25 protein-coding genes are annotated in these 25,197 nt (G+C 49.4%); 15 read left to right on the top strand and 10 right to left on the bottom strand.

Annotated features, from left to right (window positions below):
• The first annotated feature begins 21 nt into the window (after positions 1 to 21).
• On the top strand, positions 22 to 1,413 hold the full coding sequence (locus I0P70_RS09685; protein ID WP_196117162.1) for an NADH-quinone oxidoreductase subunit N: 1,392 nt from the start codon (positions 22 to 24) through the stop codon (positions 1,411 to 1,413).
• A gap of 766 nt (positions 1,414 to 2,179) precedes the next feature.
• Here I0P70_RS09685 and aspS read toward each other — a convergent pair.
• Both aspS and I0P70_RS09675 read right to left on the bottom strand, forming a co-directional pair.
• Positions 2,180 to 3,937 carry an aspartate--tRNA ligase gene (gene aspS / locus I0P70_RS09680; protein ID WP_196117160.1) on the bottom strand — a complete coding sequence of 586 codons (1,758 nt, stop codon included), beginning with the start codon at positions 3,935 to 3,937 and terminating at the stop codon, positions 2,180 to 2,182.
• Between the two features lie 253 nt (positions 3,938 to 4,190).
• Positions 4,191 to 5,096 (bottom strand): glycerophosphodiester phosphodiesterase family protein, encoded by a 906-nt coding sequence (locus I0P70_RS09675; protein WP_196117158.1) that lies wholly within the window; start codon positions 5,094 to 5,096, stop codon positions 4,191 to 4,193.
• 86 nt (positions 5,097 to 5,182) lie between these two features.
• Here I0P70_RS09675 and I0P70_RS09670 point away from each other — a divergent pair, with 86 nt between their 5' ends.
• The gene (locus I0P70_RS09670; protein ID WP_196117156.1) at positions 5,183 to 6,802 is read left to right on the top strand and encodes a glycosyltransferase family 39 protein; all 1,620 of its coding nucleotides are present in this window, start codon (positions 5,183 to 5,185) and stop codon (positions 6,800 to 6,802) included.
• On the opposite strand, the gene I0P70_RS09665 is transcribed toward I0P70_RS09670, so the two are convergent.
• The gene (locus I0P70_RS09665; RefSeq protein ID WP_230392102.1) at positions 6,803 to 7,219 is read right to left on the bottom strand and encodes a GtrA family protein; all 417 of its coding nucleotides are present in this window, start codon (positions 7,217 to 7,219) and stop codon (positions 6,803 to 6,805) included.
• Between the two features lie 565 nt (positions 7,220 to 7,784).
• Positions 7,785 to 8,216 (bottom strand): hypothetical protein, encoded by a 432-nt coding sequence (locus I0P70_RS09660; RefSeq protein WP_196117154.1) that lies wholly within the window; start codon positions 8,214 to 8,216, stop codon positions 7,785 to 7,787.
• A 212-nt stretch (positions 8,217 to 8,428) separates the two neighbouring features.
• Here I0P70_RS09660 and I0P70_RS09655 point away from each other — a divergent pair, with 212 nt between their 5' ends.
• The 3 genes from I0P70_RS09655 (at position 8,429) to I0P70_RS09645 (ending at position 10,227) form a co-directional block, all read left to right on the top strand.
• The gene (locus I0P70_RS09655; protein ID WP_196117532.1) at positions 8,429 to 8,980 is read left to right on the top strand and encodes a hypothetical protein; all 552 of its coding nucleotides are present in this window, start codon (positions 8,429 to 8,431) and stop codon (positions 8,978 to 8,980) included.
• Between the two features lie 99 nt (positions 8,981 to 9,079).
• Complete coding sequence (locus I0P70_RS09650) at positions 9,080 to 9,529, top strand: nucleoside deaminase (RefSeq protein ID WP_262502671.1); 450 nt, start codon at positions 9,080 to 9,082, stop codon at positions 9,527 to 9,529.
• 89 nt (positions 9,530 to 9,618) lie between these two features.
• Complete coding sequence (locus I0P70_RS09645; protein ID WP_196117152.1) at positions 9,619 to 10,227, top strand: superoxide dismutase; 609 nt, start codon at positions 9,619 to 9,621, stop codon at positions 10,225 to 10,227.
• A 154-nt stretch (positions 10,228 to 10,381) separates the two neighbouring features.
• Here I0P70_RS09645 and I0P70_RS09640 read toward each other — a convergent pair whose 3' ends face one another.
• On the bottom strand, positions 10,382 to 12,622 hold the full coding sequence (locus I0P70_RS09640) for a thioredoxin family protein (protein ID WP_196117151.1): 2,241 nt from the start codon (positions 12,620 to 12,622) through the stop codon (positions 10,382 to 10,384).
• 403 nt (positions 12,623 to 13,025) lie between these two features.
• On the opposite strand from I0P70_RS09640, the gene I0P70_RS09635 reads away from it, so the two are divergent.
• Together I0P70_RS09635 and I0P70_RS09630 are read left to right on the top strand one after the other, a co-directional pair.
• Positions 13,026 to 13,337, top strand: a complete 312-nt coding sequence (locus I0P70_RS09635) for a hypothetical protein (protein ID WP_196117147.1) — start codon at positions 13,026 to 13,028, stop codon at positions 13,335 to 13,337.
• A gap of 189 nt (positions 13,338 to 13,526) precedes the next feature.
• Positions 13,527 to 14,864 carry a hemolysin family protein gene (locus I0P70_RS09630; protein ID WP_196117145.1) on the top strand — a complete coding sequence of 446 codons (1,338 nt, stop codon included), beginning with the start codon at positions 13,527 to 13,529 and terminating at the stop codon, positions 14,862 to 14,864.
• A gap of 44 nt (positions 14,865 to 14,908) precedes the next feature.
• On the opposite strand, the gene I0P70_RS09625 is transcribed toward I0P70_RS09630, so the two are convergent.
• Both I0P70_RS09625 and I0P70_RS09620 read right to left on the bottom strand, forming a co-directional pair.
• Positions 14,909 to 15,430: a gamma carbonic anhydrase family protein gene (locus I0P70_RS09625; RefSeq protein WP_196117143.1), complete on the bottom strand. Its 522-nt coding sequence runs from the start codon at positions 15,428 to 15,430 to the stop codon at positions 14,909 to 14,911.
• Between the two features lie 9 nt (positions 15,431 to 15,439).
• Positions 15,440 to 16,423, bottom strand: coding sequence for a radical SAM protein (locus tag I0P70_RS09620; protein WP_196117141.1), 984 nt, complete (start codon positions 16,421 to 16,423; stop codon positions 15,440 to 15,442).
• Between the two features lie 406 nt (positions 16,424 to 16,829).
• Between I0P70_RS09620 and I0P70_RS09615 the strand changes: the two genes are divergently transcribed.
• Both I0P70_RS09615 and I0P70_RS09610 read left to right on the top strand, forming a co-directional pair.
• Positions 16,830 to 17,222: a RidA family protein gene (locus I0P70_RS09615; protein ID WP_196117139.1), complete on the top strand. Its 393-nt coding sequence runs from the start codon at positions 16,830 to 16,832 to the stop codon at positions 17,220 to 17,222.
• A 209-nt stretch (positions 17,223 to 17,431) separates the two neighbouring features.
• A complete protein-coding gene (locus I0P70_RS09610; RefSeq protein WP_196117136.1) occupies positions 17,432 to 18,034 on the top strand; it encodes an outer membrane beta-barrel protein in 603 nt (200 codons plus the stop codon).
• A gap of 95 nt (positions 18,035 to 18,129) precedes the next feature.
• Here the strand turns inward: I0P70_RS09610 and I0P70_RS09605 are convergent, their stop codons facing one another.
• A complete protein-coding gene (locus I0P70_RS09605) occupies positions 18,130 to 19,662 on the bottom strand; it encodes an AbgT family transporter (RefSeq protein ID WP_196117134.1) in 1,533 nt (510 codons plus the stop codon).
• Between the two features lie 166 nt (positions 19,663 to 19,828).
• Here I0P70_RS09605 and I0P70_RS09600 point away from each other — a divergent pair, with 166 nt between their 5' ends.
• From I0P70_RS09600 to I0P70_RS09585, 4 genes are all read left to right on the top strand, one after another.
• Positions 19,829 to 20,719 carry an LD-carboxypeptidase gene (locus I0P70_RS09600; RefSeq protein WP_196117132.1) on the top strand — a complete coding sequence of 297 codons (891 nt, stop codon included), beginning with the start codon at positions 19,829 to 19,831 and terminating at the stop codon, positions 20,717 to 20,719.
• Positions 20,720 to 20,731: 12 nt separating this feature from the next.
• A complete protein-coding gene (locus I0P70_RS09595) occupies positions 20,732 to 21,187 on the top strand; it encodes a hypothetical protein (RefSeq protein ID WP_196117129.1) in 456 nt (151 codons plus the stop codon).
• 45 nt (positions 21,188 to 21,232) lie between these two features.
• Positions 21,233 to 21,487 carry a hypothetical protein gene (locus tag I0P70_RS09590; protein WP_196117123.1) on the top strand — a complete coding sequence of 85 codons (255 nt, stop codon included), beginning with the start codon at positions 21,233 to 21,235 and terminating at the stop codon, positions 21,485 to 21,487.
• Between the two features lie 91 nt (positions 21,488 to 21,578).
• Positions 21,579 to 22,097 carry a GNAT family N-acetyltransferase gene (locus I0P70_RS09585; RefSeq protein ID WP_196117121.1) on the top strand — a complete coding sequence of 173 codons (519 nt, stop codon included), beginning with the start codon at positions 21,579 to 21,581 and terminating at the stop codon, positions 22,095 to 22,097.
• 7 nt (positions 22,098 to 22,104) lie between these two features.
• Here the strand turns inward: I0P70_RS09585 and nth are convergent, their stop codons facing one another.
• Positions 22,105 to 22,812, bottom strand: coding sequence for an endonuclease III (gene nth / locus I0P70_RS09580; RefSeq protein ID WP_196117119.1), 708 nt, complete (start codon positions 22,810 to 22,812; stop codon positions 22,105 to 22,107).
• Between the two features lie 190 nt (positions 22,813 to 23,002).
• Here nth and I0P70_RS09575 point away from each other — a divergent pair, with 190 nt between their 5' ends.
• Together I0P70_RS09575 and I0P70_RS09570 are read left to right on the top strand one after the other, a co-directional pair.
• Positions 23,003 to 23,695: an MBL fold metallo-hydrolase gene (locus I0P70_RS09575; protein ID WP_196117117.1), complete on the top strand. Its 693-nt coding sequence runs from the start codon at positions 23,003 to 23,005 to the stop codon at positions 23,693 to 23,695.
• Between the two features lie 89 nt (positions 23,696 to 23,784).
• Positions 23,785 to 24,447, top strand: a complete 663-nt coding sequence (locus I0P70_RS09570) for a DUF2238 domain-containing protein (protein ID WP_230392101.1) — start codon at positions 23,785 to 23,787, stop codon at positions 24,445 to 24,447.
• Positions 24,448 to 24,509: 62 nt separating this feature from the next.
• Here I0P70_RS09570 and I0P70_RS09565 read toward each other — a convergent pair whose 3' ends face one another.
• Positions 24,510 to 25,175 (bottom strand): OmpA family protein, encoded by a 666-nt coding sequence (locus I0P70_RS09565; RefSeq protein WP_076422921.1) that lies wholly within the window; start codon positions 25,173 to 25,175, stop codon positions 24,510 to 24,512.
• Positions 25,176 to 25,197: the final 22 nt, after the last annotated feature.

Below are 25,197 nucleotides of genomic sequence, written 5' to 3'. Positions count from 1 at the left end.
AAAGAAACGATACTAAACGACATGATTTCGATTATACTTCTATCTGGATTTGGGATTATCAGCCTCTTCGTGGGCTTCCTGAAATCTAAAAGAATCCTGTTGCCGCTGTCGCTGCTGTTTTTAGCGATAGTGTTCGGCATCAACCTACTCGACTGGAACGATACCCAGAGCTATTTCGAGAACATGATTACCATCGACAATTTCGCGGTGGCCTTCACAGGTATCATGGTTCTTTCTACGCTGCTGATTCTGCCTTTCACGCAGCACTACGTTACCCGCAACGACGAAAACATTGGCGAACTCTACGCCCTGATTCTGTTCTCGCTGGTGGGCGCCATCATGATGGTGAGCTACAACAACATGCTCATGCTGTTCATAGGTATAGAGATTCTCTCGATTGCCATGTACGTGCTGGCGGGTAGCGACAAGGGAAGCCTGCGCTCGGCGGAAGCTGCCTTGAAGTACTTCCTGATGGGTTCTTTCTTCACGGGTATCCTGCTTTTCGGAATCGTGATGATCTACGGTGCTACAGGCACGTTCAATATCGCCGAGATTGCCGGTTCGGCTGAAGCTTTGGGTAATGGCGGTGTAAATAATGTCATGTTCCTGCTGGGTGTGCTGATGATTATCATCGGTATCTCTTTCAAAGTTTCTGCTGCTCCTTTCCACTTCTGGACACCTGACGTGTACGAAGGTACGCCAACGGTATGGACGGCTTATATGTCAACGGTAGTGAAGACAGCTGGTGTAGCTGCTTTCTACAAACTGATGGATGCAGCCTTCGCCGCTTCGTACGGCAGCTGGATGCCAACGCTAGTAGCCATCATCGTACTGACACTCCTGATTGGTAACGTAGGCGCCGTGGTGCAACAAAGCATGAAGCGTATGCTGGCTTACTCCAGTATCTCGCACGCTGGCTATCTGCTGATGACTTTGCTTGCTTTCAACAATTTGTCTACTTCTGCTATCCTGTTCTACTCGTTTGCATACTCCACTGCTTCTATTGCCGCTTTTGGTGTGCTGCAACTGGTATCGAGACAGCGTCAGAACGAGAATTACGAAGCTTTCAACGGCTTGGGTAAAACAAACCCACTGTTGGCTTTCTCGGTAGCGGTATCGATGCTATCGCTGGCAGGTATACCACTGACAGCTGGTTTCTTCGGTAAGTTCTTTGTGTTCTCTGCCCTGATAGAGAACCCGGATATGATGTGGCTGATTGTAGTAGCCGTGATACTGGCTGCTGTGGGTGTGTACTACTATTTCCGCGTAATTATCGCGATGTACCTGCACCCTGTTAACGAAGAGCACGCGCCAATCCGCTCAACCAGCTTCATGAATGTGATGCTGATTATCATTACTGTTTTAACGATTCTGCTAGGTATAGCGCCTGCTCTGTTGAGCGATGTGCTGTAATATAGCTAATATAGCCAAGTGATAAACAAAAGCGGCTGCTCTGGTGAAGAGCAGCCGCTTTTGTTTATGGTTATACCTATGCCTTACTAGCTCAGCAACTGCTTTTTAAGGTAAGCATCTTGCCTTGTTTCAATGTTTCGCCTGTGCGGCGGGCACTGTTTGCCCTTGCCGGGGGGGCCTTACTTTTTGTCTTGACACAAAAATCGAGGGCCCCTACCCCCAGTAAGCAAAAAAGTCAAGACTCCCCAAACTCGCTGAACGCTCGAACAGTGGGTAGTCATTTAAGTGCACTTGGCACTGTGGTCTGTTTCATAGTTTAAGTGCGAGTTAGTCTTGCTATAAGTGACAGGTGCTACAAGGCTTATACTTGTAATATGGCAGTAGCAGAAGCTCCTCGCCTGGGGGTAGGGGTCCTCTTAAAGGCTAAGGCGGGGCAGGGGTGATTGGACCCGGTTCAGTAAAATGCAAGCTACAGTGTTATAACTGCTGTGTGACAGATACAGAAAAGCCCCCCTTGGGGGTAGGGGCCCTCGACAAAGAAGGGGGCAGGGGGATGTTAATCGTGTACCTAAACATATGTGATGCAGCTAATCCAGAGAAACAGTAATAGCAGATTCCCGCCTTAGACAAGGAGGATTTATGGCGGTTGAGCCCGGCGTCTGAGAGAATCCTGTTAATCCTCTAATCTTGCAAATCCTGATTCAGACAAAATAAAAAAGGCTGCCCTCATCGGGCAGCCTTTCCTCTATTTCTATAATCCTATACCTCAAGAAGGCAGATTCTTCATTTTGATATGCAGTTCATCCAGCTGAGCATTGGCAATAGGAGATGGTGCGTCTATCATAACATCGCGGCCTGAGTTGTTCTTCGGGAAGGCGATGTAGTCACGGATGGAGTCGGAGCCGCCGAAAAGTGAGCATAGGCGGTCAAAACCGAAGGCAATGCCTCCGTGTGGCGGTGCACCGTACTCGAAGGCATCCATCAGGAAGCCGAACTGCGCTTTGGCCTCATCGTTAGAGAAGCCCAGCAAGCGGAACATCTGCTCCTGCAGACGGCGGTCGTGGATACGGATAGAACCACCACCTACTTCCACACCGTTAATTACCATGTCGTAAGCATTCGCACGGATGTCACCCGGACGGTCGTCGATCAGTTCCAGGTCTTCTGGCTTAGGTGACGTGAACGGGTGGTGCATGGCGTGATAGCGGTTGCTGTCTTCGTCCCACTCCAACAGCGGGAAGTCTACTACCCATAGCGGCGAGAATACATTCTTGTCACGCAGACCGAGGCGCTCGCCCATCTCCAAACGAAGCTCGTTCAGGGCTTTGCGGGTCTTGTCTCTGCCTCCGGCCAGTACTAAAATAAGGTCACCCGGCTCAGCATTGAAAGCAGTAGCCCAGGCCTGCAGGTCTTCTACAGTATAAAACTTGTCAACCGACGACTTCACCGTGCCGTCTTCCTGCACACGGGCGTACACCAAGCCGGTCGCTCCGATCTGAGGACGCTTCACAAAGTCAGTCAGTTCGTCGAGTTGCTTGCGGGTATAGCTGGCTGCTCCTTTCGCATTTATACCTACTACCAGTTCGGCATCGTCAAACACCTTAAAGCCTTTGTTTTTCACCAGTGGATTCAGCTCCACAAAACGCATGTCGAAACGGGTATCCGGCTTATCAGAACCGTAGAACTTCATGGCGTCAGCATAGGTCATGCGTGGCAGGTTGGCAATATGTACGCCTTTCACTTTCAGGAACAGGTGACGAATCAGGCCTTCGAACGTATTCAGGATGTCTTCCTGCGTCACAAAAGAAAGTTCGCAGTCGATCTGGGTGAACTCCGGCTGGCGGTCGGCACGCAGGTCTTCGTCGCGGAAGCACTTCACGATCTGGTAGTACTTGTCGAAACCCGACACCATCAGCAGCTGCTTGAACGTCTGCGGAGACTGTGGCAGGGCGTAGAACTCACCTGGGTTCATGCGGCTTGGCACCACGAAGTCGCGGGCACCTTCCGGCGTCGACTTGATCAGCACCGGAGTTTCTACCTCAATGAAATAATGCTCGTCCAGGTACGCACGTACAGCACGCATCATCTGGTGGCGCAGCTCCAGGTTGCGGCGCACAGGGGTGCGGCGCAGGTCAAGGTAGCGGTACTTCATGCGCAGGTCATCGCCGCCGTCTGTTTCGTCCTCAATCATGAACGGAGGCAGTTTGGCAGCGTTGAGTACTTCTATTTTAGACGCGTGAATCTCAATATCGCCGGTTGGGATCTTGTCGTTTTTAGAGTAGCGCTCGATCACTTTGCCGATCACTTTGATCACGTACTCGCGGCCAAGACTACGGGCATCTTCAAATAAGTGGGTGGGTGTTACACCGTCTTCAAAAGTGAGCTGTGTGATGCCGTAGCGGTCGCGCAGGTCGATCCAAAGCATGCCGCCCTTGTCGCGCAGGCGCTGTACCCAGCCTGTCAGTACAACCTCTTCACCTACATTATCTATTCTTAGTTCACCGCAAGTATGTGTCCGGAGCATAAATGTCGTTTTGTTATGATATAGTGCAAAAGTAATAATTGTTTCACTGCCATGCCTCGAAAACAAGCCTCAAGCATGTATAATCTTCTAACACAAATCCCAAGTATTGCCAAACACGTTATTATACCTGTAACTGGAATTACCTGAAACAAGAGCCTCCACCATGAAACGCAGTTTGTTCACTTTCCGAAACATCGCCTTAGCTATTATACTACTTGCCTTGCTGATGATGCTCGTAGGATAGGCCAGCCTGTTAGTCATCTAAAAGCGAGCGCATACGCTTTACGTTATTCACTTGAATGGCGTCGGGTTCCATCTCCAGCATATTGGCGATGCTCCCTTTCGACTTGCCCCCAAACAGCACCACCTGTAAACCCCGCGCTTTCGCCCTGAGTAATTGCTCCCGGCTCACATGTTTTCCATTGGCAGTCACACCATGCAGTTTGTTGTCCAGTGCTTCCTGCGCCGAAAGGTCGAAGTCCTCGCCTGCGTCCAGCATCAGCACTGCTTCCGGCTCCAGTTCCTGTACCGTGTGCAGTATGGCAGGTTGATTGAAAATAAATGCCAGTTTTTCAACAGGGTAGTTATGTCTACGAAGCAAAGCCAGGATTGACTCGGCATAAAAGGTGTTGCGGCTCGGGTCGTGGTTCCGAATGTCGATGTGCAGGTAAGGTAGCTCCGGATACGTCTGGAAGCGCTGTAGCATGGCTTCCATCGTGATGATTTTCTCACTGTGGAAGAGGTCGTACAACACTCCTCCCTTATACCTGGTACCAACCACTTCAGCAGCTGGCAGGTCTGCTATGATACCTACACCTTCACTCATCGTCTCCAGCGTATTGTCATGGTAGAGAATCGGCACGCCGTCCAGGCTCACATGCACATCCACCTCCACTCCGTCAGCACCATCCTCTTCCATGGCTTTCACAATAGAAGCCATGCTGTTGGCGGGCAGCGGATTGTAAGGGTTTAAGGGGGAGAAAAAGCCTGAGCCCGCATGGCCTATCACCAGAATATTGCGGGAGTAAATACCTGATTCAGGTTGCAGGATATTGTACACACTCAATGCTAGCGTGATTATACTTAAAACCAGAATCAAAAGTGTAGTGCTTTTACGCTCCAAAAAAGGTGTCTTGTTCTTCGGCTCAGTCAAATTCATACACAAACTTAAGTGTATATCTTTTAACTTTGGAACGGATTTTCTTAAAAAATCATAGGTCAATCCATATTACCTAATATTACTGTATGTCATTCTCTCCTCAAACCGCTCCTGAAAAGCTCACGACTGCTGATCAGGTTGGCGTCCATAACAGGCTCATGGTGCCGCTGTCGCTGATTATGCTGATTGCGTTTGTCATCCGCATGGTGGCCGCCTTCTTTTCAAAGGGCTTTGCCTTTCACGACGATCACTTCGACGTGAACACGATTGCGCAGCACTGGCTTTATGGCTTGCCTTCGTGGCTGCACGAGCCCATGCCGCCACGCCACAGCATGTTTTATGCAGGCATACACTACGGTTTGTTTTACCTGATGGAGAGTGTTGGCATTACGAACCCGGATACTAAAATGACCCTTGTAAGGGTGCTGCACGGCCTATACTCGCTGCTGATCGTGTATTACGGTTACAAGATCACAGAGCGTCTTTCGAACCAAGCCAATGCTCGCATTGTGGGCCTGATGCTGGCACTTATGTGGTTTATGCCTTTCATGAGTGTGCGCAACCTGGTGGAGATGGTGTGTATCCCGCCCTATCTGGCAGCTTTCTATTTCATGCTGAAGCAGGATGACCGCAAGAGGAACTGGCATTACCTGTGGGCAGGGGCACTGTTTGCACTGGCTTTTGTATTCCGTTACCATGCGGCACTCTTCCTGGGCGGTGCCGGACTGGTATTGCTTTACCGTCGTCAGTGGAAGGATATCATTTGGCTGGCGCTGGGCTTTGTACTGATGGCCACGCTGATTCAGGGCACGATAGACCTGATCTTCTTCGACTATCCTTTCCACTCGGTAGTCACCTATTTCTTCTACAACGCCGACAATGCCTACAATTACAGCACCGGACCGGTATACCGTTTCCTGCTGACCATACTGGGCTTCATGGTCCCTCCCATCAGCGTATACCTGCTGCTGGGTTACAGCCGCACGGCCAGGCTGGCACCTATGCTCTTCTGGGCTGGGTTGTTGTTTTTTGTGGTGCACTCACTGTTCCCGAACAAGCAGGAGCGCTTCATTCTGCCGCTTTTCCCGCTTATCATGATCCTGGGCGTCATCGGCTGGCAGGACTTTGTGCGTACGGCTAAGTTCTGGCAGCGACGCAAAAAGCTACTAGCCGCCAGCTGGACCTTTTTCTGGGTTCTCAATATAGTGGTAGCCGTGGCGATGTCCTTCACCTATACCAAAAAGAGCCGCATAGCACCACTGGTATACCTGTCTGAAAAGCAGGATATGGATGCGGTACTGCTCGAGTTTGGCAACTCATCCATGAAGCAGCCGCCACTCTATTACCTGAACCGCCTGGCAGCGGAGTTTCACGAGTACCACTTCAACTCGAAGCGTGACTGGGACGAGTATAAAGCCGGTAAGCCGCTTCCACAGGATTTTGCGATGACCTACAGCCTGAACGGGGAAAAGTCGCTGGACAGCCTGCAAACAGAGCTGAGCCTATACCCTTATCAACCGGACTATGTTGTGGTGGTGGGCCAGAAAGACATGGAAGAGCGCATGCAGCGTATCAATAGCTTATACCCTGCACTGGAGCTGGAAACGACTATCACGCCTTCGCTCTATGACCGGGTGCTGCACTTCCTGAACCCGCGTGTGCACAAAGACGAGCATGTGCGCATCTACCGCATCCAGGGTCAGTAATTAGCGGGTGAAGGTATAGAGGTAATTGAGCAGGAAGTTCCAGATAAAGACGATAACGATCGCAAAGAACTTGGAGACGTAGAAATTGAGCTTCACTTTTTCAGTGAGCAGGTATACGATCAGGTTGTTGATGATCAGCCCGGCCACGGCCACCAGCAGGAACTTGGAAAACTGCCAGCCGATTTCGGGGTCGATGCTATGGAAGGTCCAGAGACGGTTAAGGATGTAATTGTTGATGCTGGCCAGGATGAAGCCCAGGCTGTTGGCCACATACTTATTCCAGCGCAGCTTCTCCTTTACCAGGAAGGTCACGCCAAAATCAATTACGAGACCGGTAAAGCCTACCAAGCCAAACTTCAGGAATTTTAGAAAGAAAGCGCCTATACCTTCGGACATGCCGGCAGTTGGAGTGTGCAACTGATTTAACCTACGATTTAGCAGGTAAAATTAAGAACTTTAGTACACAGTGACAACTTCAATTAAGCGAAGCATAGGCAGCTTTAGTCGATAAATTACATGTATTTGTATAGTATATTTTGATATATCTGACTAAGCTGCTTACTTAGTGTTGCTTAGGTATAGCCCTGCAAAACCTAGGCTTAGAATTCCACTCCCCTAGTACCTGACATGGTTTTCTGATAGAATTTTTATGCTATATTCGCGCCGCGCTCACAATCGCAGTACGACTGGTGCATATCGGAGCAGCTTGTACTGGAAGTGAGTCCCGACTTTTCTTTTTACTACTGTTAAACTTTTTAGGACTTCACATGATTAAGAAGTCATCATTGAAAACACGACTCAGTTTTTGATAACTGACTTAAAAATATTGCTTTGGAGCTCCCCGCTCCGGCAATTATAGGCACACTTGTTTAAGGTGAGATGTAAGTAAGTTGCCGACTTGCAACCAAAAAACACAACAACACAACCGAAGAGAAGCCATACCTGCTAGGTATGGCTTCTCTTATTTCGGCCCTCCTTTAGCTTATTTAAAAAGCCCTCCGAGCTTATCTCCCATACCTTTTGGCAGTTTATCGGTCAATCCACCGCCCAGCATCCCCATCAGATCTGACTGACTGTTGACGTTGCCGCCGATCTTGTTCATCAGAAAAGACACAACAAAGGGCCCCACCTGCTTTGCCACAGACTCCGGTATACCTACTTTAGAAGTCAGATCCCCTATATAATTTTGGATGGTACTGTTCATGGCCGGGCTGTCCTGAGGCGCTTTCTGGCCTTTCAGCATATTCATAATCCCCCCGGCATCTCCCCCCGAAGCCTCTTTCTTCAGGCCCTCCGTCACATGGTCCTTAGCCAGATCCACCGATTGGTTGGCTTGCCCTGAGTCAATATTGAACTTGTCCTGCAGTTCGCCAGTCAGTTGTCCTTTTACGCTGTTGATGATGTTTCCTAACATAGCTTTTACGTTTACATGATATTTAATTTCAGGCAACTGGAATTATACCGCTAAACCCAGCTGTTTCATTTTTAACGTCATTCACCTACAGAAGATATAAAACCACAGAGCACACGCTCTGATCAGGCACTGCTGCAGCTTTGGCAAAATAATTGCTACTGTCTATCACAGTCCTTATTATTTGATACCTTTGCCCGAACAACCCTATGAACATGCGCTACTTAGCCTTTTTAGCTATTATCCTGATTGCCGGCGTAGCCCTGGCTGATACTAAACTTAAGAAAACCCAGATCACCAAGGAGGTCAGCATTATGCTGCCCCGTGACTTTACGCCGCTCCCTGACGATGGTATTGCCCGCAAGTACCCGGCAGCCAACCGACCTGTGGCCGTTTACTCCAGCCCTAATGGCCAAGTGGACTTTAGCATGACACAGAAGCGTTCGCAGTTTGGCGCTCAGGATTTGAAAATGCTTCGTGATGTGTACAAGGCTAACCTGCTGGAGCGCTTCACGAAGGTGGATTTTATCAGAGATGAAGTAGCCACGATCAATGGCCGCGATTATATTGTGTTTGAGTTTGTATCAGTGATGGCCGACGAGCGCTCTGGCAGTCATCTGTCACCGGTGCAGAAGTATAGCATCATGCAATACACCGTACAGGGTAATCAGTTGATGGTCTTCTCTATGCACATGCCATTTATGATGAAGAACAACTGGCAGGACACAGCCCGCGAGATCATGGGCTCAGTTAGAATAAAAATGTAAAAGCGACTAAACCTATATCTGGTTACTAAGGCCTCTCCTTTCCCGGAGGGGCTTTTTTATGTATCTTGTGCAAAAGCAAACACTAATACACTTATACCTGTGGACTTACTTTCAATACACAGCGACGATCACTTTATGCAGGAGGCTTACCGACAGGCAACTTACGCCTTCGAAGAGGGGGAGATTCCGATTGGAGCCGTGGTCGTGAGCAACAACCGCATTATTGCCAAAGCCTACAACCAGACCGAAAAGCTGAATGACGTAACTGCCCATGCCGAGATGCTGGCCCTCACCGCCGCTGCCGAGTACCTGGGTAATAAATACCTGCACGACTGCACCCTGTATGTAACCGTGGAGCCTTGTGTGATGTGCGCTGGCGCCAGCTACTGGGCACAGCTCAAGCGGGTAGTGTTCGGAACACCTGAACCGAAGCGCGGCTACAGACGAGTAGGAAATCTGCTGCACCCCAAAACGGAGATGGTGAGCGGTGTGATGGCGCAGGAGTGCGCCGAACTGATGGCTTCGTTCTTTGCAGCCAAAAGAAAATAACTATCTTTGAAACTCACATTTCAAATGCATACGTACACCTATAAATCTGTACGCATGCTATTTTTTCACACATAAAACCACATAAAACTATGGCTTTCGAATTACCGAAACTACCTTACGCCTATGACGCGCTTGAACCACATATTGATGCGCGCACGATGGAAATCCACCATACGAAACACCACCAGGCCTATACCGACAACCTGAACAAGGCAATTGCGGGCACTGAGATGGAGAACATGAGCATCGAAGAGATCATGCGCAATGTAAAAGAGGACAACAAAGCTGTTCGCAACAATGGCGGTGGCTATTACAACCACAACCTGTTCTGGACGATCCTTTCTCCAAACGGCGGTGGTCAGCCTTCAGGCGAGATAGCTGATGCCATCAACTCTGCTTTTGGTTCTTTTGACCAGATGAAAGAGAAGTTCAATGCGGCTGCAGCTACACGCTTCGGTTCTGGCTGGGCTTGGCTTTGCGTAAAAGACGGCAAGCTCGAGATCTGCTCTACACCAAACCAGGACAACACCCTGATGCCATTCGCTGAAGGATGCGGCGGTCAGCCAATCCTGGGTCTTGACGTATGGGAGCACGCTTACTACCTGAACTACCAGAACCGTCGTCCGGACTACATCAACGCTTTCTGGAACGTGGTGAACTGGGAAGAAGTAACACGTCGCTACAACGAGGCGAAGTAAGGTATACCTGATACTTCAAACAAGAAAGCCCCACCTCAAGAGGTGGGGCTTTCTTGTTTCTGACCTCACAGTGTGCGTAGCTCCTGTGGGAGTCTGTATTTTTACGTATCGGGCAAGACACTCACAGGTCTGGAAGACACTGTGAGGTCTACCGCTACTTCTTCGCGACCTGCTTCTGCTTGTTATAAGCCTCTACGCCTGCGTCGAGGAACTTCACGAAGTTTTCTACGCTTCGGTCATAAGCGACTGGCTCTACCAGCATCTTTTCGTTTTCGTCCATCAGCACATAGTAGGGCTGCGCATTCACATTAAACTTCGTGATCTGGTAGTCGGCGTATTTTTTGCCGATGGTTTTCTTTTCTTTCCCATCGTGCTCGCTCACGTACCACTCACTTTCAGGCAATTCTGTTCTGTCATCCACATACAGGGCCGCTATCACATAGTTTTCCTGCAAGCGCTTCAGCACCTCCGGATCCGACCATACATTGGCTTCCATCTCGCGGCAGTTCACACAGCCATGGCCCGTGAAGTCAATGAAAATAGGTTTGCCCTGCTCGGCGGCGCAACGTTTAGCCTGTTCCAGGTCAAAATAGCCTTGCAGGCCATGCGGCAGGTGCAGGAAATCACCGTATTTAGGTATCTCACACAGTTGACTGCCAGCCAGTGTTGCTGTGGCTGTGCTTCCTCCCCCACTCTGACGTGCAATGGCATTCAGGTCGAAGTCGTGGGTAGACTGCGGAGGCAGGTAACCTGACAAAGCCTTGAGCGGAGCGCCAAACAAACCAGGTATCAGGTATACCACAAAGCCGAACGTGGCGATTGCCATGAACAGGCGCGGCACACCAATATGCTTCAGATCAGAGTCGTGTGAGAACTTCAGCTTGCCCAGCAAGTAGAAGCCCATCAGCGTAAAGATAACAATCCAAAGGGCCAGGTATACCTCGCGATCCAGGATGCCCCAGTGGTATACCTGGTCGGCAATGCTCAAAAACTTAAGCGCCAGCGCCAGTTCAATAAAGCCCAGCACCACCTTCACGGAGTTTAGCCAGCCGCCGGATTTGGGCAGGCTGTTGAGCCACGAAGGGAAAACAGCGAAGAGTGTAAATGGCAGCGCAAAAGCCAGTGAAAAGCCCAGCATACCCACCACCGGGCGCACCGTTTCGCCTCCGGCGGATGCCACCAGAATACTGCCCACAATAGGGCCTGTACAGGAGAAGGATACCAGCACCAGCGTGAATGCCATGAAGAACACGCCGAGAATCCCCCCTTTATCTGCCTGTGCGTCTACCTTTGTCAGGAAGGAACTAGGCAGTGTGATCTCGAACATGCCAAAGAAGGACATGGCGAAAATGATGAATACGGCGAAGAAAATCAGGTTGGGCAGCCAGTGTGTACTGATGAAGTTGGCACCATCGGCTCCAAACAATCTGGCCACGATCGTACCCACCAGGGTATAGATGGCAATGATGGAGAAGCCATAGAGAAGGGCTTTGAAAATAGCCTGCCCGCGGTTAGCGCTACCATTAGTGAAAAAGCTCACGGTCATCGGAATCATTGGGAATACGCATGGAGTCAGCAAGGCACCAAGACCAAAGACAAAGGCAACCAGCATGAATTTCCACAGGCTTTCTGCATCCTCTGCCTCACCGGTTTCCCCGGTAAGAGCCGGTGTTACCACATCACCCGATCCGGTCGCAGCAGTGTCGCCAAATGCGGCTACTTCAAGAGACTCTGTTTCCATAAAAGCCGTATCCTCTCGTACCGTTTCCGGGAGGGATGTATCGAGTCCATCAGGGGCTGTGGTCTGGGTGATGGCCTCCTTCGGAGACTTCTTCAACGCTGCATCCGATGTTTCCACCGGTACCGTAGCAGGTGTAGCGGCTCCACTGGCTGCTGTTACTTTTATCTGGGTATTGGTAAAGGTAAAGTCATCATCAAAGGGAATACACTTACCGTCAATATCAGTACATACCTGATACTCGTAAGAGCCTTTGACTACCAGATCCGGCTGTAGCACCTTGATCTTCTGTCTGAACTGAGCCGTGCCCACAAAATAGGTATACTCTCCTTCCCACAGCTCATCGTATTTCTTCTTCGGGTTGACGGGCTTGATCTTGCCCACCAACTGGTAAGAAGGGTGCTTGGTAAACGTAAACTCCGTCACCATCGGGCCCAGGTCCGGGTCAAAGTCAGAAGAATAGAGGTACCAGTCCTTGTCTATCCTGACATTAAAAATGAGCTCGACTTCATCGCCTACTTTTACTTCCTTTTTGGAAACATCGTAGCTCCAGGAAGCAGGCTTCAGCACCTGTGCCTGCACCATTTGTGCTGCAAAGGTCAACAGGACCACAAACAGCCAGTGAAGGCGAAGCGTCAGCCTCAAATTATTTCTCATAAGGGTATATCTAGTTAATTTATCAAGATCAAGGAAGCCCGAAAGCCTCACTACAAAAGTAGAGATTTTGATCGAAAGCCCCATCTCTCTGGCTGCATCGATCCAACCTAATAGACAGATGACAAGCTATTGCCCTCAAAAGCCGGTCCTGATGCTATAAATAACAGAAACTAACAGCAGGTAGTTTCTAAACAGACTCTCAGACTGTTAGTTCACTTATAAACCCACGTTCCATTATCGTATGCACGCATACTAAGCCTCTGGTAGCCAATACTCTGACTCTCACCCGCTATTCCGTGCCGTTCACGGATATAAAGAGCTTCTTTGGCCAGACGGGGAATTTTAAGAGCTATCCAAACGTATATTTTATACTGGATTATTTACAAAACCTACATTCAAAACTATGAATACAGACTTTCAGCCAAAGGAATTCACCACTATCAAAACTGTCTGCGGCAAAGAACTTGATTTTACTTTCAAAGCGATCAAGCTTGCTCGCGACGAGAAGCACAACTTTCATATTGTGTACCGCACTTTCTCAGACGAATTTATTTACTCCTTCTGCAATCCCTTCCTCGATACTTCTTCAGAGCATGTTTATAGAATGATCTCCGAAGCAGAGGCTAAGGCTATCTTCATGCCCCTCCTTTCGCCGGAAAATGCCCGCGAGTTGTTCAGCACCGCCCAGGCACCCGCCATGCAGGTTCAATACTAACCACCTGAAGATGTATCAACAAGAAAAGGTGCCCTGTGGCACCTTTTCTTGTTTTAAGACAAAGCCCTGCAGGCATAGGCTACTATACCAGCTGCATGTAATCTTGCCAATAGCACATACATATATAGTAAAACCACGTATTTTAGCTTAATTTTACGCAGCCGGAAGCAAACCGCGCCGTAACACGCTATGATTCTAAACATCCTACTCACTATATTTCTGGTATTGCTTAACGGCTTTTTTGTGGCGGCGGAGTTTGCGATCGTGAAAGTGCGGGCCTCACAAATCGAACTCCGGGCACAGGCTGGCAGTTCTATGGCCAGGCTGGCCCAACACATGCTCACCCACCTCGATGCCTATTTGTCGGCGACACAGCTCGGCATCACCCTGGCATCGCTCGGTCTGGGTTGGATCGGCGAAAGCGTAGTGTCACAGATCGTGATCAATGTGATGAATTTCTTTGGCTTCCAGGGCAGTGAGGCACTAGCCCATAAAATAGCCCTTCCGATCTCCTTCGCCATTATCACGGTGTTGCACATCGTGTTTGGTGAGTTGGCGCCCAAGTCGCTGGCCATTCAGCGGTCTGAAGCCACAACGCTGGCCATTACGCTGCCGCTTCGTTTCTTCTATTACCTGTTCCGACCTTTCATCTGGGTTCTCAACGGCTTTGCCAACCTGGTGCTTCGCTCTATGGGTATTCGTCCCGTGCATGGCTCAGAGGTACACTCCCCTGAAGAACTCCGACTGCTCTTTGAACAAAGTGCGGAGGGCGGATTACTGGTTGACTCTCAGCACGAGCTGCTCGAGAACGTGTTTGAATTTAACGAGCGCATGGTGAAGCAGATCATGGTACCTCGCACACGTATGGTGGCCATTGATGTGAACATTCCCGAGCCGGAACTGATGGAGCTTATTTTTGAAGAAGGCTACTCACGTTTACCAGTCTATGACGGCTCCATCGACAATATTGTAGGGGTTCTGTATGTCAAGGATATCCTGAGTCTGATGCGCCTGGGTGAGCCGATCATCATTGAAAAGCTGATGCGCCCGGCTTATTTTGTTCCGGAGACGAAGAAGATTCCACGCCTCCTGCAGCAGTTCCAGCGCCGCCACATGCACATGGCCATCGTGACCGATGAGTTTGGCGGTGTGTCGGGCATCGTGACCATAGAAGACATCATTGAGGAGCTGGTAGGCGAAATTCAGGACGAATACGACGAGGAGGTGCCTATTGTGGAGCGCCTAAGTGACTTTGAATACCGCGTCAATGGCGCCGCCCCTGTGTCAGACGCGAACGACTATCTGCCTTTTGCGCTGCCTGAAGGGGAGGATTATGAAACGGTAGGTGGCTTTGTGACCATGATCTACGGCCATATACCAGAAGATGCAAACGAAATAGCAGAGTTCAATGAGTATGCGATCCGGGTGCTGGAAAAATCTGACCGCCGTGTGGAATGGGTACTCTTTACGATCAGGGACGACTTCCGATCCCAAATAGAACCGCAAACTGAGGAACCAAACTATTAAAAACGAAGGCTATACCTGTGCAGTATAGCCTTCGTTTTTTGCTCCTATACCTCCGGATTAGTAAACCAGCCGCTGTACATTACATAGTTATTGGCCACTTTATCCAGGCCATCGATCTGCTCCTGACTCAATTGTTTTACCTTCTTGGCAGGTATACCGGCGTATATGAAGCCAGACTCACACACGGTGTTCTCCAGCACAATAGCACCTGCCGCTACGATACAGTTCTTCTGCACCAGCGCATTGTCCATCACAATGGATCCCATCCCGATCAGCACATTGTCCTCCACCGTACAGCCATGCACAATGGCGTTGTGCCCGATGGATACGTTGCTACCAATCGTTGTGGCGGCTTTCTGGTAAGTGCAGTGGATCACGGCACCATCCTGGATGTTCGTTTTATCACCGATCCGGATCGCATTCACATCGCCCCGGATCACGGCATTGAACCAAACGGAGCACTCGCGGCCCATCACCACATCACCCACAATCGTAGCGTTTTCGGCCACAAAGCAATCTTCGCCCATCTGCGGGCTTATACCTTTCACAGGAAGTATAACTGGCATATCTTAAGTTTATGATTTCAAAAGACGCTTCCACGTCCCTTTGCTCAGGTTGTATTTGAGGGTACTGGGCAGGGCCTTCCAGAAGTACTTGTTTATTTCTACGGCAAAGCTGGGTTGCATGTAGCAGTTGATGGTGCAGCCCTCGCAGGCCGGCAATCGTCCCTCTAACTGCTTCAGTTCCTCCACCTCCTGGCTCAGGTATAGCTCTTCCAATTTGCCCTGAATCGGGAAGCTTTTGGTGCCCAGGTGATAGCAGGGCAGTACGAGTTCATTTTCAGGTGAGATGACCAACGTGGTGCTGGCTGCTTTGCAAACCGGATCTGCTACCTTATTTCCTCCGTCGCGGCGCAGCTGCACAAAGCCCTCGTTCATGTATACGCCCTTGCGCTTTCCAAAAGCTGTCAGGTAGTCCAGTTCTTCCTCTGTAAGCTGCTCTCCTACTGCCACCTCATTGTACTCAAAGGCCGGGTTGATGATCAGCATCAGCTTGTTGGGCTGCGTAATGGTCCGGTATACCTCTTCGAGCTGGTCCAGATTGTGTCGGAATACTGTGAAAAGAATATCCGGTCGCTCGCCCAGCCGTTTTGCCACCTGTATCGATTCCATCACAAAATCATAGCAGGCCACACCCCGACCAGTGTCGTGTTCCTCCTTATGTGCCGAGTCTAGCGAGAAGTGCAGCATGTCGATCTTACCCTTAAGGCGTTCCGCCAGCTTAGGGTATAGCATACCGTTGGTAGTGAGCGTGGTGATGAAGCCCATGTCGTGTGCCATGCCCAGCATCTGATCGATCTGGCGGTGCAGCAAAGGCTCGCCGCCCGTAAAGTCGATCACCTGCACTCCCAGTTGCTTCAGATCACGCAGGTTTTTCTCAACGTCCTCCAACGTAATGTAAGGCGAAGGCTTCTCCCAGATATCACAAAACGAGCACTTTGCGTTACAGCGGTAGGTAACGTAATAGTTGCAAAGCACAGGTTTCGATCTCAGGCGCATCTGGTAGAGAGTTGTTCACTCAAAATTAAGGATTCTACCGGAGTATCAGGTATAGAAGCGGGTTGGATGCTGAAATTCCTGATAATACATCGTTTCTTTAAGGGCTGTTGGTTAAATGGCTTTTATCTTTAAATTGTTGATTGCCAGGTGTACGATTCGGGCAGGTCGCGCCCCAATGTGGTCAACTTAAGGGAGAGCTCTTTCGGATTTATCAATCTGAAAGTAGACATTAGGGGATTTCCTAATCCACGTGTGTCGGCATACGCGGGTCTGGAGACCCGCAGCAGTTTAGATTCGGACAAATATATCCGAATCAGCTTTCCCATATTCCTTAAGCTGACGGCATGGGGTCGCCACCTGTCCCTACGACGGTATACCTTTCTAACTCTTTAACTTTCTATGTTCTATGAAAAGACAAAACATTTCTTCTGGCGCTGTGTGGGAAGACAGTATTGGGTATAGCCGTGCTGTGCGTGTTGGCAATATAGTGGAGGTGGCGGGCACTACAGCTACTGAAGGCGATCAGGTGATCGGTATAGGCGATGCTTACGAGCAGACCCGGTATATCCTCCAAAAGATAGAAAAGGCGCTTCAAGAAGCCGGCGCTACAATGCAGCAGGTGGTGCGAACCCGCATCTATGTGACCGACATTAGCCAATGGGAGGCGGTCGGTCGTGCTCACGGTGAGTTTTTCAGAGATATCAAGCCAGCCTCAACCATGGTAGAAGTGCGGGCACTAATCAAGCCGGAGCAACTCGTGGAAATTGAGGCTACGGCTATACTAAGTGTAGAAGGATAACCTGATTAATCCGAAGGTTATACCTGATGGAATGACTGGATCATGAGATCACAGCCTACATTAACAGCCAGCAAAACAAAGGAATAGTACCATAATTTAATACTGTATACCCTATATTTACATGGTTACGTACTAAAAAGCTATTGATCATTCGTTATACCTGTGCCGATTTGGCTTCGGTATAAAAATTTGAAACTAATCTAATAGCTATGAAAAATTTAGTGCTAACTATATTTGCGCTTGTTGCCCTGAGTACGGCGGCACAGGCACAGTTTTTAACCGGAGGTCTGAAAGCTGGCGTGGGTTCCTCTAGTGTGAGTGTGCATGATGTCACCAGCAACCCCGCTGAGTACGCCAACAAGGAATCTGTAACCAGTTACCATGCCGGTGCTTTTGCCCGCGTCAACATTCTGGGCTTTTTTATACAGCCTGAAGCTATTTTCACGCAAACCGGCGGACGACTGGAATCTAATCCCAACACCTCCATTACAAACCGTGTATCCGACATCAAATTTAACCGGCTCGATGTGCCCATTATGGCAGGTATAAGCATTGCCAACCTGGTTCGTATACAGGCAGGTCCGGTCGCCTCCAATCTATTGAGCGCACGCCAGGAGGGACAGAGTATCAAGAGTTTTATGTCAGGCTCTGACTGGGGCTACCAGGCAGGTATAGGCCTCGATATACAGCGCCTGACCGTAGATGTGCGTTACGAGCGCATCAATCGCAATTACTCAGATCCGTCTATACAGAGTAACTATGACCTGGCTAATGAACAGATCCTGCTGAGTTTGGGACTGAAGCTGTTTTAATGTATAGCCTTTAGTTCAGCAATCAAGCTACTTCAAAACAGAACAGCCGGTGCAGGTATATCCCGCACCGGCTGTTCTGTTTTGTCGCATACCTGTTAAGGCTGCGTTATGTACATCTCGGCACCCGGACCTATTGGCAGACCAATCATAATCCAGATAATCAGCAGTACCACCCAGCCGATAAAGAAAACGATTGAGTAAGGAAGCATCGTCGAGATTACAGTGCCTATACCTGCGTTCTTGTCATAGCGCTGTATAAATGCCACGATCAGGGCGAAGTACGACATCATCGGCGAGATAATATTGGTTACGCTGTCACCGATGCGGTAGGCCACCTGCGTGAACTCCGGCGAATAACCCAGCAGCATAAACATCGGAATGAATACCGGCGCCATGATCGCCCACTTAGCCGAGGCAGAGCCCATCACGAGGTTGATCACAGCCGCCACCAGGATGAACATGATCATCAGCGGAATCTCACTCAGGCCCATAGTCTGCAGCACATCAGCCCCGTTAATTGCCAGAATCAGACCCAAGTTGGTCCAGTTAAAGTAGGCTACGAACTGCGCCGCAAAGAACACAAGCACAATGTAAGAACCCAGCGTCTCCATTGACTTGGACATGCCACGCATTACGTCGCTGTCGTTTTTGATAGTTTTGGCGCCTATACCATAGGCGATACCACCAATAGCCGAAAGCAGGAAAATGAAGGCCACTATACCTGACATGAATGGCGAGTTAAGTATCTCACCCGTCTCCGGGTTGCGCAGGTAGCCATCCTCCGGCAACAAACCACCCAATACAAAGGCAATGGAGGCCAAAATGGCGAGGGAGGCGTAAAGCAGACCACGCTTCTCCTGACTGTTCAGACGATCGATACTCTGTGGCTTTTCGTCGCCGTTGTACTCGCCCAGCCTCGGTATCACTATTTTTTCGGTCACCCAGGTACCCAAACCAGCCACCAGGAAGGTAGAAACGAACATGAAGTAATAGTTGGCCGCCGGATTCACAGTATAGTCGGCATCAATGATGCGGGCCGCCTCTGTAGACAGACCAGCCAACAGTGGGTCGATAGTACCCAGCAGCAGGTTGGCACTGTAGCCACCAGATACACCCGCAAAAGCAGCCGCCAGACCAGCCAGCGGATTACGGCCGGCCGCCAAGAAGATCACCGCCGCCAGTGGCACCAGCAGCACGTAACCCACTTCAGAAGCCGTGTTGGAGATAACACCCGCAAACACGATCACGAAGGTGAGCAGTCGCTTTGGCGATGAAAGCACCACCAGACGCAGTACCGCACCAATCAGGCCGGTGCCCTCGGCTATACCTATACCTAGCAAGGAAACAAGTACCGTACCCAGCGGGGCGAAGTCAGTGAAGTTGGTCACCATGCGGGTCAGGATCATGTGCAGGCCTTCGGTAGAGAGCAGGTTAACCGGTGTTATGATCTTGCCTGTGCCCGGGTGCGTCACCGCCAGATCGAACAAACTGGCTACCCACGACAGGATGATCACGAGCAGCGCGAAGCCTGCAAACAGCGTGGCTGGGTGCGGCAGGGCGTTGCCGATGCGCTCCACTATGGATAGGAACTTGTCAATTCCTGACTTTTTTTTCTTGATTTGGGTCATAAAAAGGTTGGTTTAAGGTTCCCGCCCACACAGCGCCTGTGCAGGTACAGGTGCCGGGCAGTCAAGGCCATAGCAAACGGGGTTCCGAAATTGCCCAAAATTTTGCAGCCTCGCAAATTTTAACAAAAAGCCATACCTTCGTTTATCATCAAAAATTGCTTTACCCATGATCACACCACTACAGCCCGGCGACAAAATCGCCATCATCGCTACCGCCCGACTTATCAGCCACGAAGAAATAGCTGCCGCCATCGACATACTCAAAGGCTGGGGACTGGAAGTAGAAGTTGGCCCTACAGTAGGAGCACAATATGGTGTGTTTGCCGGCGACGATGCGCTGCGCCTGCAGGACCTGCAGCAGGCCCTCGACCGCCCTGATATCAAGGCGATCATTTGTGCCCGTGGCGGTTACGGCACCACCCGCATTCTCGATCAGGTAGATTTCAGTCATTTTCAGAAGCACCCAAAGTGGGTGGTTGGCTTCAGCGATATTACCTCTCTCCTTTGCCACATCCACAGCCTAGGTATAGAAAGCGTGCACGGGATTATGCCCTTGCTCTTCCCGAAAGGAACAGAAGAGGCGCTGGACAGCCTGCGTCGTGTGCTCTTCGGCGAGGAACTTAGCTATAGCACCGCCCCCCATGCCTTCAACCGCACAGGTATAGCCGAAGGGCAGCTGATCGGTGGTAACCTGGCGCTCCTGCATAACGTCTCCGGCACCAGCTCCGATTTCACGACCAAGGGCAAGATTCTGTTTCTGGAAGATGTGGACGAGTACCTCTACAGCATCGACCGTATGATGGTGCACCTCGACCGTGCTGGTAAGTTAAAAGACCTGGCAGGCCTGATTGTCGGCCACTTCAGCGACATGAAAGACAATGCTATACCTTTTGGCAAAGACGCTTACGAGATCATCGCCGAACACACCGGCAAGTATAACTACCCAGTTTGCTACGGCTTCCCAACCGGCCACGAACCGGATAATCTGGCGCTGGTCTGCGGGAGAAGAGCAAGGCTGGAAGTTGAGGAGAATGAGGTAAGGTTAGAGTATTGCTAGAGTAGTATAGTAATGAGTCTCATTAAGAAGTTAAGGTTGAATGAAGAGTATGTCTTCTCTGGAACTGCTCAGGATCTCGAACAGTTTCTACTGTCCTCTAAAGAGCCTCAAGTTAGGAAGATTGGCAGGCAGTTATACAGCTTAACCCCTTGCTTTTCAATGGGCACTTTGGTAGTAACGGGAATGACGAGACAAGCAACGGGGATAAGCGTGACTGCCTCTGTTGCTGAAATCAATAAGGATTACCAACAGGTACAGTTTAAAACGACACCGCGTATCGAACATTTCTTTATTGGAATTATATTTTTGATTATCACCGTGATTGTAATAGTTCAGGGCGAATCTCTATGGTTTTATCTGTTTCTACCAGGATTATGGGTTGTTGCTCATCTATGGTTCCATACCATCTACAGGGCACAGGAAGAAGAAGTGGTTGATATGATAGTCCGGCGCTTGCGATTAATATAGAAAACCCGTTTTCATGCATTAATAACCAAGGTTTAATAGATAAATGTGAAGAAGTGGCTTAATCTCCTTATCGCTGCGCTACTTATTGCTTCATTTGTCTTCACATTTGGAGTGGTGAACTCTATGGTAAGCCTCAAATACGAAACTAACTCTCCAGAGGAATGCATATCCACGGTCACCGGAGCTAATCTTTGTAAAGCAATAGAATTTAACAAGACCGCTGCACAAGTGTCGTTCTTCATTGCTCTTGTGGCCCTGATTTACAGAATATACTTCGTCAGGGAGAAAGAGGCTGATTAGGATTAGAGCAAATTACCAGGTCAGTCCAAAACGGAGCATCGGCTGTGTAAAACTCACTTTCTATACAACACTATCCCCTTCCTAAACCAGCATGAATAACATCGCTTTAAGAAAAGTTACGCTAGACAACATCCACCAACTGCAAGCAATCAGCAGACAAACATTCTTTGAGACATTCTCAACTGGCAACACAGAAGAGAATATGAACAAGTATCTGGAGGAAGAACTTTCTGTTGAGAAACTGACCGCTGAACTCCATGACAGTAACTCTCAATTCTACTTCGCGACAATTAATGATAAAATAGTTGGTTACTTAAAGCTAAATACTGGCCAGGCCCAGACAGAGTTGAAAGACGACAGAGCCCTGGAAATTGAGAGGATCTATGCGCTAAAAGAATATCTTGGGAAAGGTGTGGGAGAAGCACTTTATGAACACGCCATCCAAATAGCAAGGCAGATGAATGCCGACTATGTTTGGTTAGGTGTATGGGAAGAAAATCCAAGAGCCATCAACTTCTACAAGAAAAATGGGTTCGTTGAGTTTGACAAACATGTTTTCAAATTAGGTGATGACGAGCAGACAGACATCATGATGAAACTTCAATTATAAGTTCTCCTTACGCCGCCTTATCAATTCCTTTGGCTCTTACCTGGCTGTAATAGTTGCAAATCCCGTTCAGCACGCATTTCTCACACTTTGGATAGGACCAGGTACAGACCTTTTGTCCGTGCCAGAACAGGTGCTTGTGAAAGTTAAACAGTTCGTTAGCATCTTTGGGGAGCATTTCCAGAAGAATATCATGTGCTTTGTTAGCAGTGACTTTAGCACCAATAAGGCCCACCCGCTGACTCACCCGAAACACATGTGTATCCACAGGCAGCACAGGTTTCTTAAAGTTGAATAGCAGCAGCAAGGTGGCTGTTTTAGGACCTACGCCGGGCAATCGCGTCAGCCAGGCCATGGCTTCGTCTATGGGCAGATCTTCTAAAAAGTCGATGTTTATCTCCCCTCTATCCTCTTTGATCATGCGTAGCGTCTGCTGTATCTGCGGGGCTTTCTGCAATGGGTAACGGGTCGTGCTAACCGCATCAGCAAGTTCATCCTCCGGGGCGTTCAATACACCCTCCCAGTCTCCGAAGCGCTCCAGCATGGTATAGTAGGCCTTCTGCTCATCGGCGTGGTTGGTGCGGTGCGAGAGCATAGTCGAGATCAACTCATGCATATGACTGCGGCGTGGGTCAAGCTCCAAGCGTTTGTACTCCTGATTCAGCAGTTCGTGCGTTATCACTATTTTTTCTTCGGCCGGTAATTCGTATCCTTCCATTTCTTGCCAGGTTTAGCCCGGTAATAATTAACGGTTTTATACAAATGGCGTTACTGCCGATAATAAGGTTATTATCACCAAAGTACGTGTTAGAACATTTATTTAGAAAAATTGTAATATATCAGAACAAATTGTTTCAATTACCGCTATACCTGTAGTCTTAGCCCAAAACGGCATTAGCTTTCATTCTATGCAAATTAAATTCTTAGGAACAGGGGGTGCCTTTGACATCGATTATCTGAACTCTGCCGCTTTAGTGACGGTGCGGGAAAAGTGTGTATTGATTGACTGTGGCTTTACAACATACCAGACGCTGGTGCACAAAAACCTGCTGCATCGGGTGGGTTATATTCTGCTTACGCACCTGCACAATGACCACTGCGGCAGTCTGGCCAATCTGCTGCTGCACAAGCATGTGGTAGAAAAAGCTCCAAAGCCAACCATCCTGTACCCAACAGACCAGTTCAAAGCGCAGGTTTACGAGTTCCTGAAAATCCAGGTGAAGAACCCTGACAAATACGCCGAGTTCGTTCCGCTTGACCACTTTGAAGGTATAGAGGCCGTTGATACCTATGGTTTGCACTCAGAGGGACTTCAGTCATTTGCCTACATTTTTGAAGAGGAAGAAAACCGCATCGTGTACTCAGGCGATCTTGGCAAGCCCGATGTGCTTTTTGACAAACTGAGTCGCATGCCTTCGCTGCCTACCTGCGTGTACCACGACATTACCTTCAACCCCGAAAACACGGGCCATACCTTTTACAAAAAGCTGCTCCCCTACATGAACGGCGTAGAGATGTTTGGCTACCACTGTGACCCCACCCAGAACCCGGGGGACAACCCAATCAGGCTGGTGTTTTACCAAAAAGACCTTTTGGCTTAAAGCATTTCGGAAAGCTTGTATCTAATTAGGCAAAACATGTGTATCAATTTTAGGTTAATGCTGCAATACTGCACAAAACCAGTTGGCACATGACGTTCATAATGACTTTTCGCTCTAAGCATAAGCTGCCTTTCATGCGCAGGCCACTGCACATGGCCTACATGGGTATTTTCATAGCTTTCCTGGCGTATACAGGCTTTACCACACCTGATCTGCTCAATTGGCTCCTCGAGAATTCCCTTACACTCTCTGTCGTCATCTTACTGGCTGCCTTTTACAATATTTTCCGCTTCACCGACACCAGCTATACCTTAGTTTTCCTGTTCATGATGCTGCACGTGTATGGCAGTTACTACCAGTATGCCGACAACCCCTTTGGTGAGTGGATGAAAGAGCAGTTTAATTTCCAGCGCAACCACTACGATCGCATCGTGCACTTTGGCTTTGGCTTACTACTCACATATCCCATTTATGAAATAGCGAGGCGTGGTCTTAGCCTGAGTGTGTTCCTGAGCAGTGTGCTCACGCTGTCGCTCGTTCTGTCGCTGAGCGCCGTTTATGAAATCGTGGAGTGGATCGTGGCGGACATCGTGTACGATGGAGATGAGCAAGGTATGGCTTATTTGGGTATGCAGGGTGATATCTGGGACGCACAAAAGGACATGGTACTCGCCTTTCTGGGAGCCAGTATTGCCATCGGGTTTGCCATTGTGCTCCGCAAGCGCACAGCCCCGTCAGCTAACAGAAACTAATCACAAAAAAAGCCGGCTATACCTGAGTGGTATGGCCGGCTTTTCTGTAAGTTCTTTATTAATTACAGGTCACCGCGTTCTGCAGCTTTCTTCATTTTCTCGTTTGCAAAGATCGCGATCTCTACGCGACGGTTTGCCTGACGGCCGGATGCTGTAGAGTTGTCGGCTACCGGATGGTCAAATGCCCAACCTTGCGTTGTGATACGGTTACGGGCAACCCCCTGCTGGGTAGCATAGCCCGCAACAGACTCAGCACGTCGCTCTGACAGACGCTGGTTCAACTCACGGCTACCGGTGTTGTCGGTGTGGCCTTCGATGATGATATTCGTATCTTCGTACTTCTTCAGCGTCGTTGCCAGTTTCTGGATGTCAGCCTGCGCATTTGGGCGAAGCTCAGCAGAGTTTACATCGAAGAGAATACCTGAGTCGAAGGTGATTTTGATACCCTCACCTACACGCTCTACTTTAGCGTTCTCCAGGTCACGACGCAGCTCTTCGGCTTGCTTATCCATACGGCGACCAATCAGGGCACCTGCCGTACCACCCACGGCAGCACCTATAATGGCACCCGCCGCTGTGTTACCAGCTACTTTACCAATCACACCACCTACTACGGCACCGCCACCAGCACCGATGGCACCGCCTTTGGCCGTACGACTGGCATTACAAGATGTAAATAAGAATCCGATTACGGCTAAAGCCAGGAAATAAATTCTAATATGTTTCATGTTCTTGTTTTTTAATTTTCAA

This window comes from Pontibacter sp. FD36 (assembly GCF_015686655.1).
In the GTDB taxonomy this organism is placed as follows: domain Bacteria; phylum Bacteroidota; class Bacteroidia; order Cytophagales; family Hymenobacteraceae; genus Pontibacter.
The sequence above is the reverse complement of the archived record's forward strand: the minus strand, read 5'-3'. Positions and strand labels throughout refer to the sequence as shown.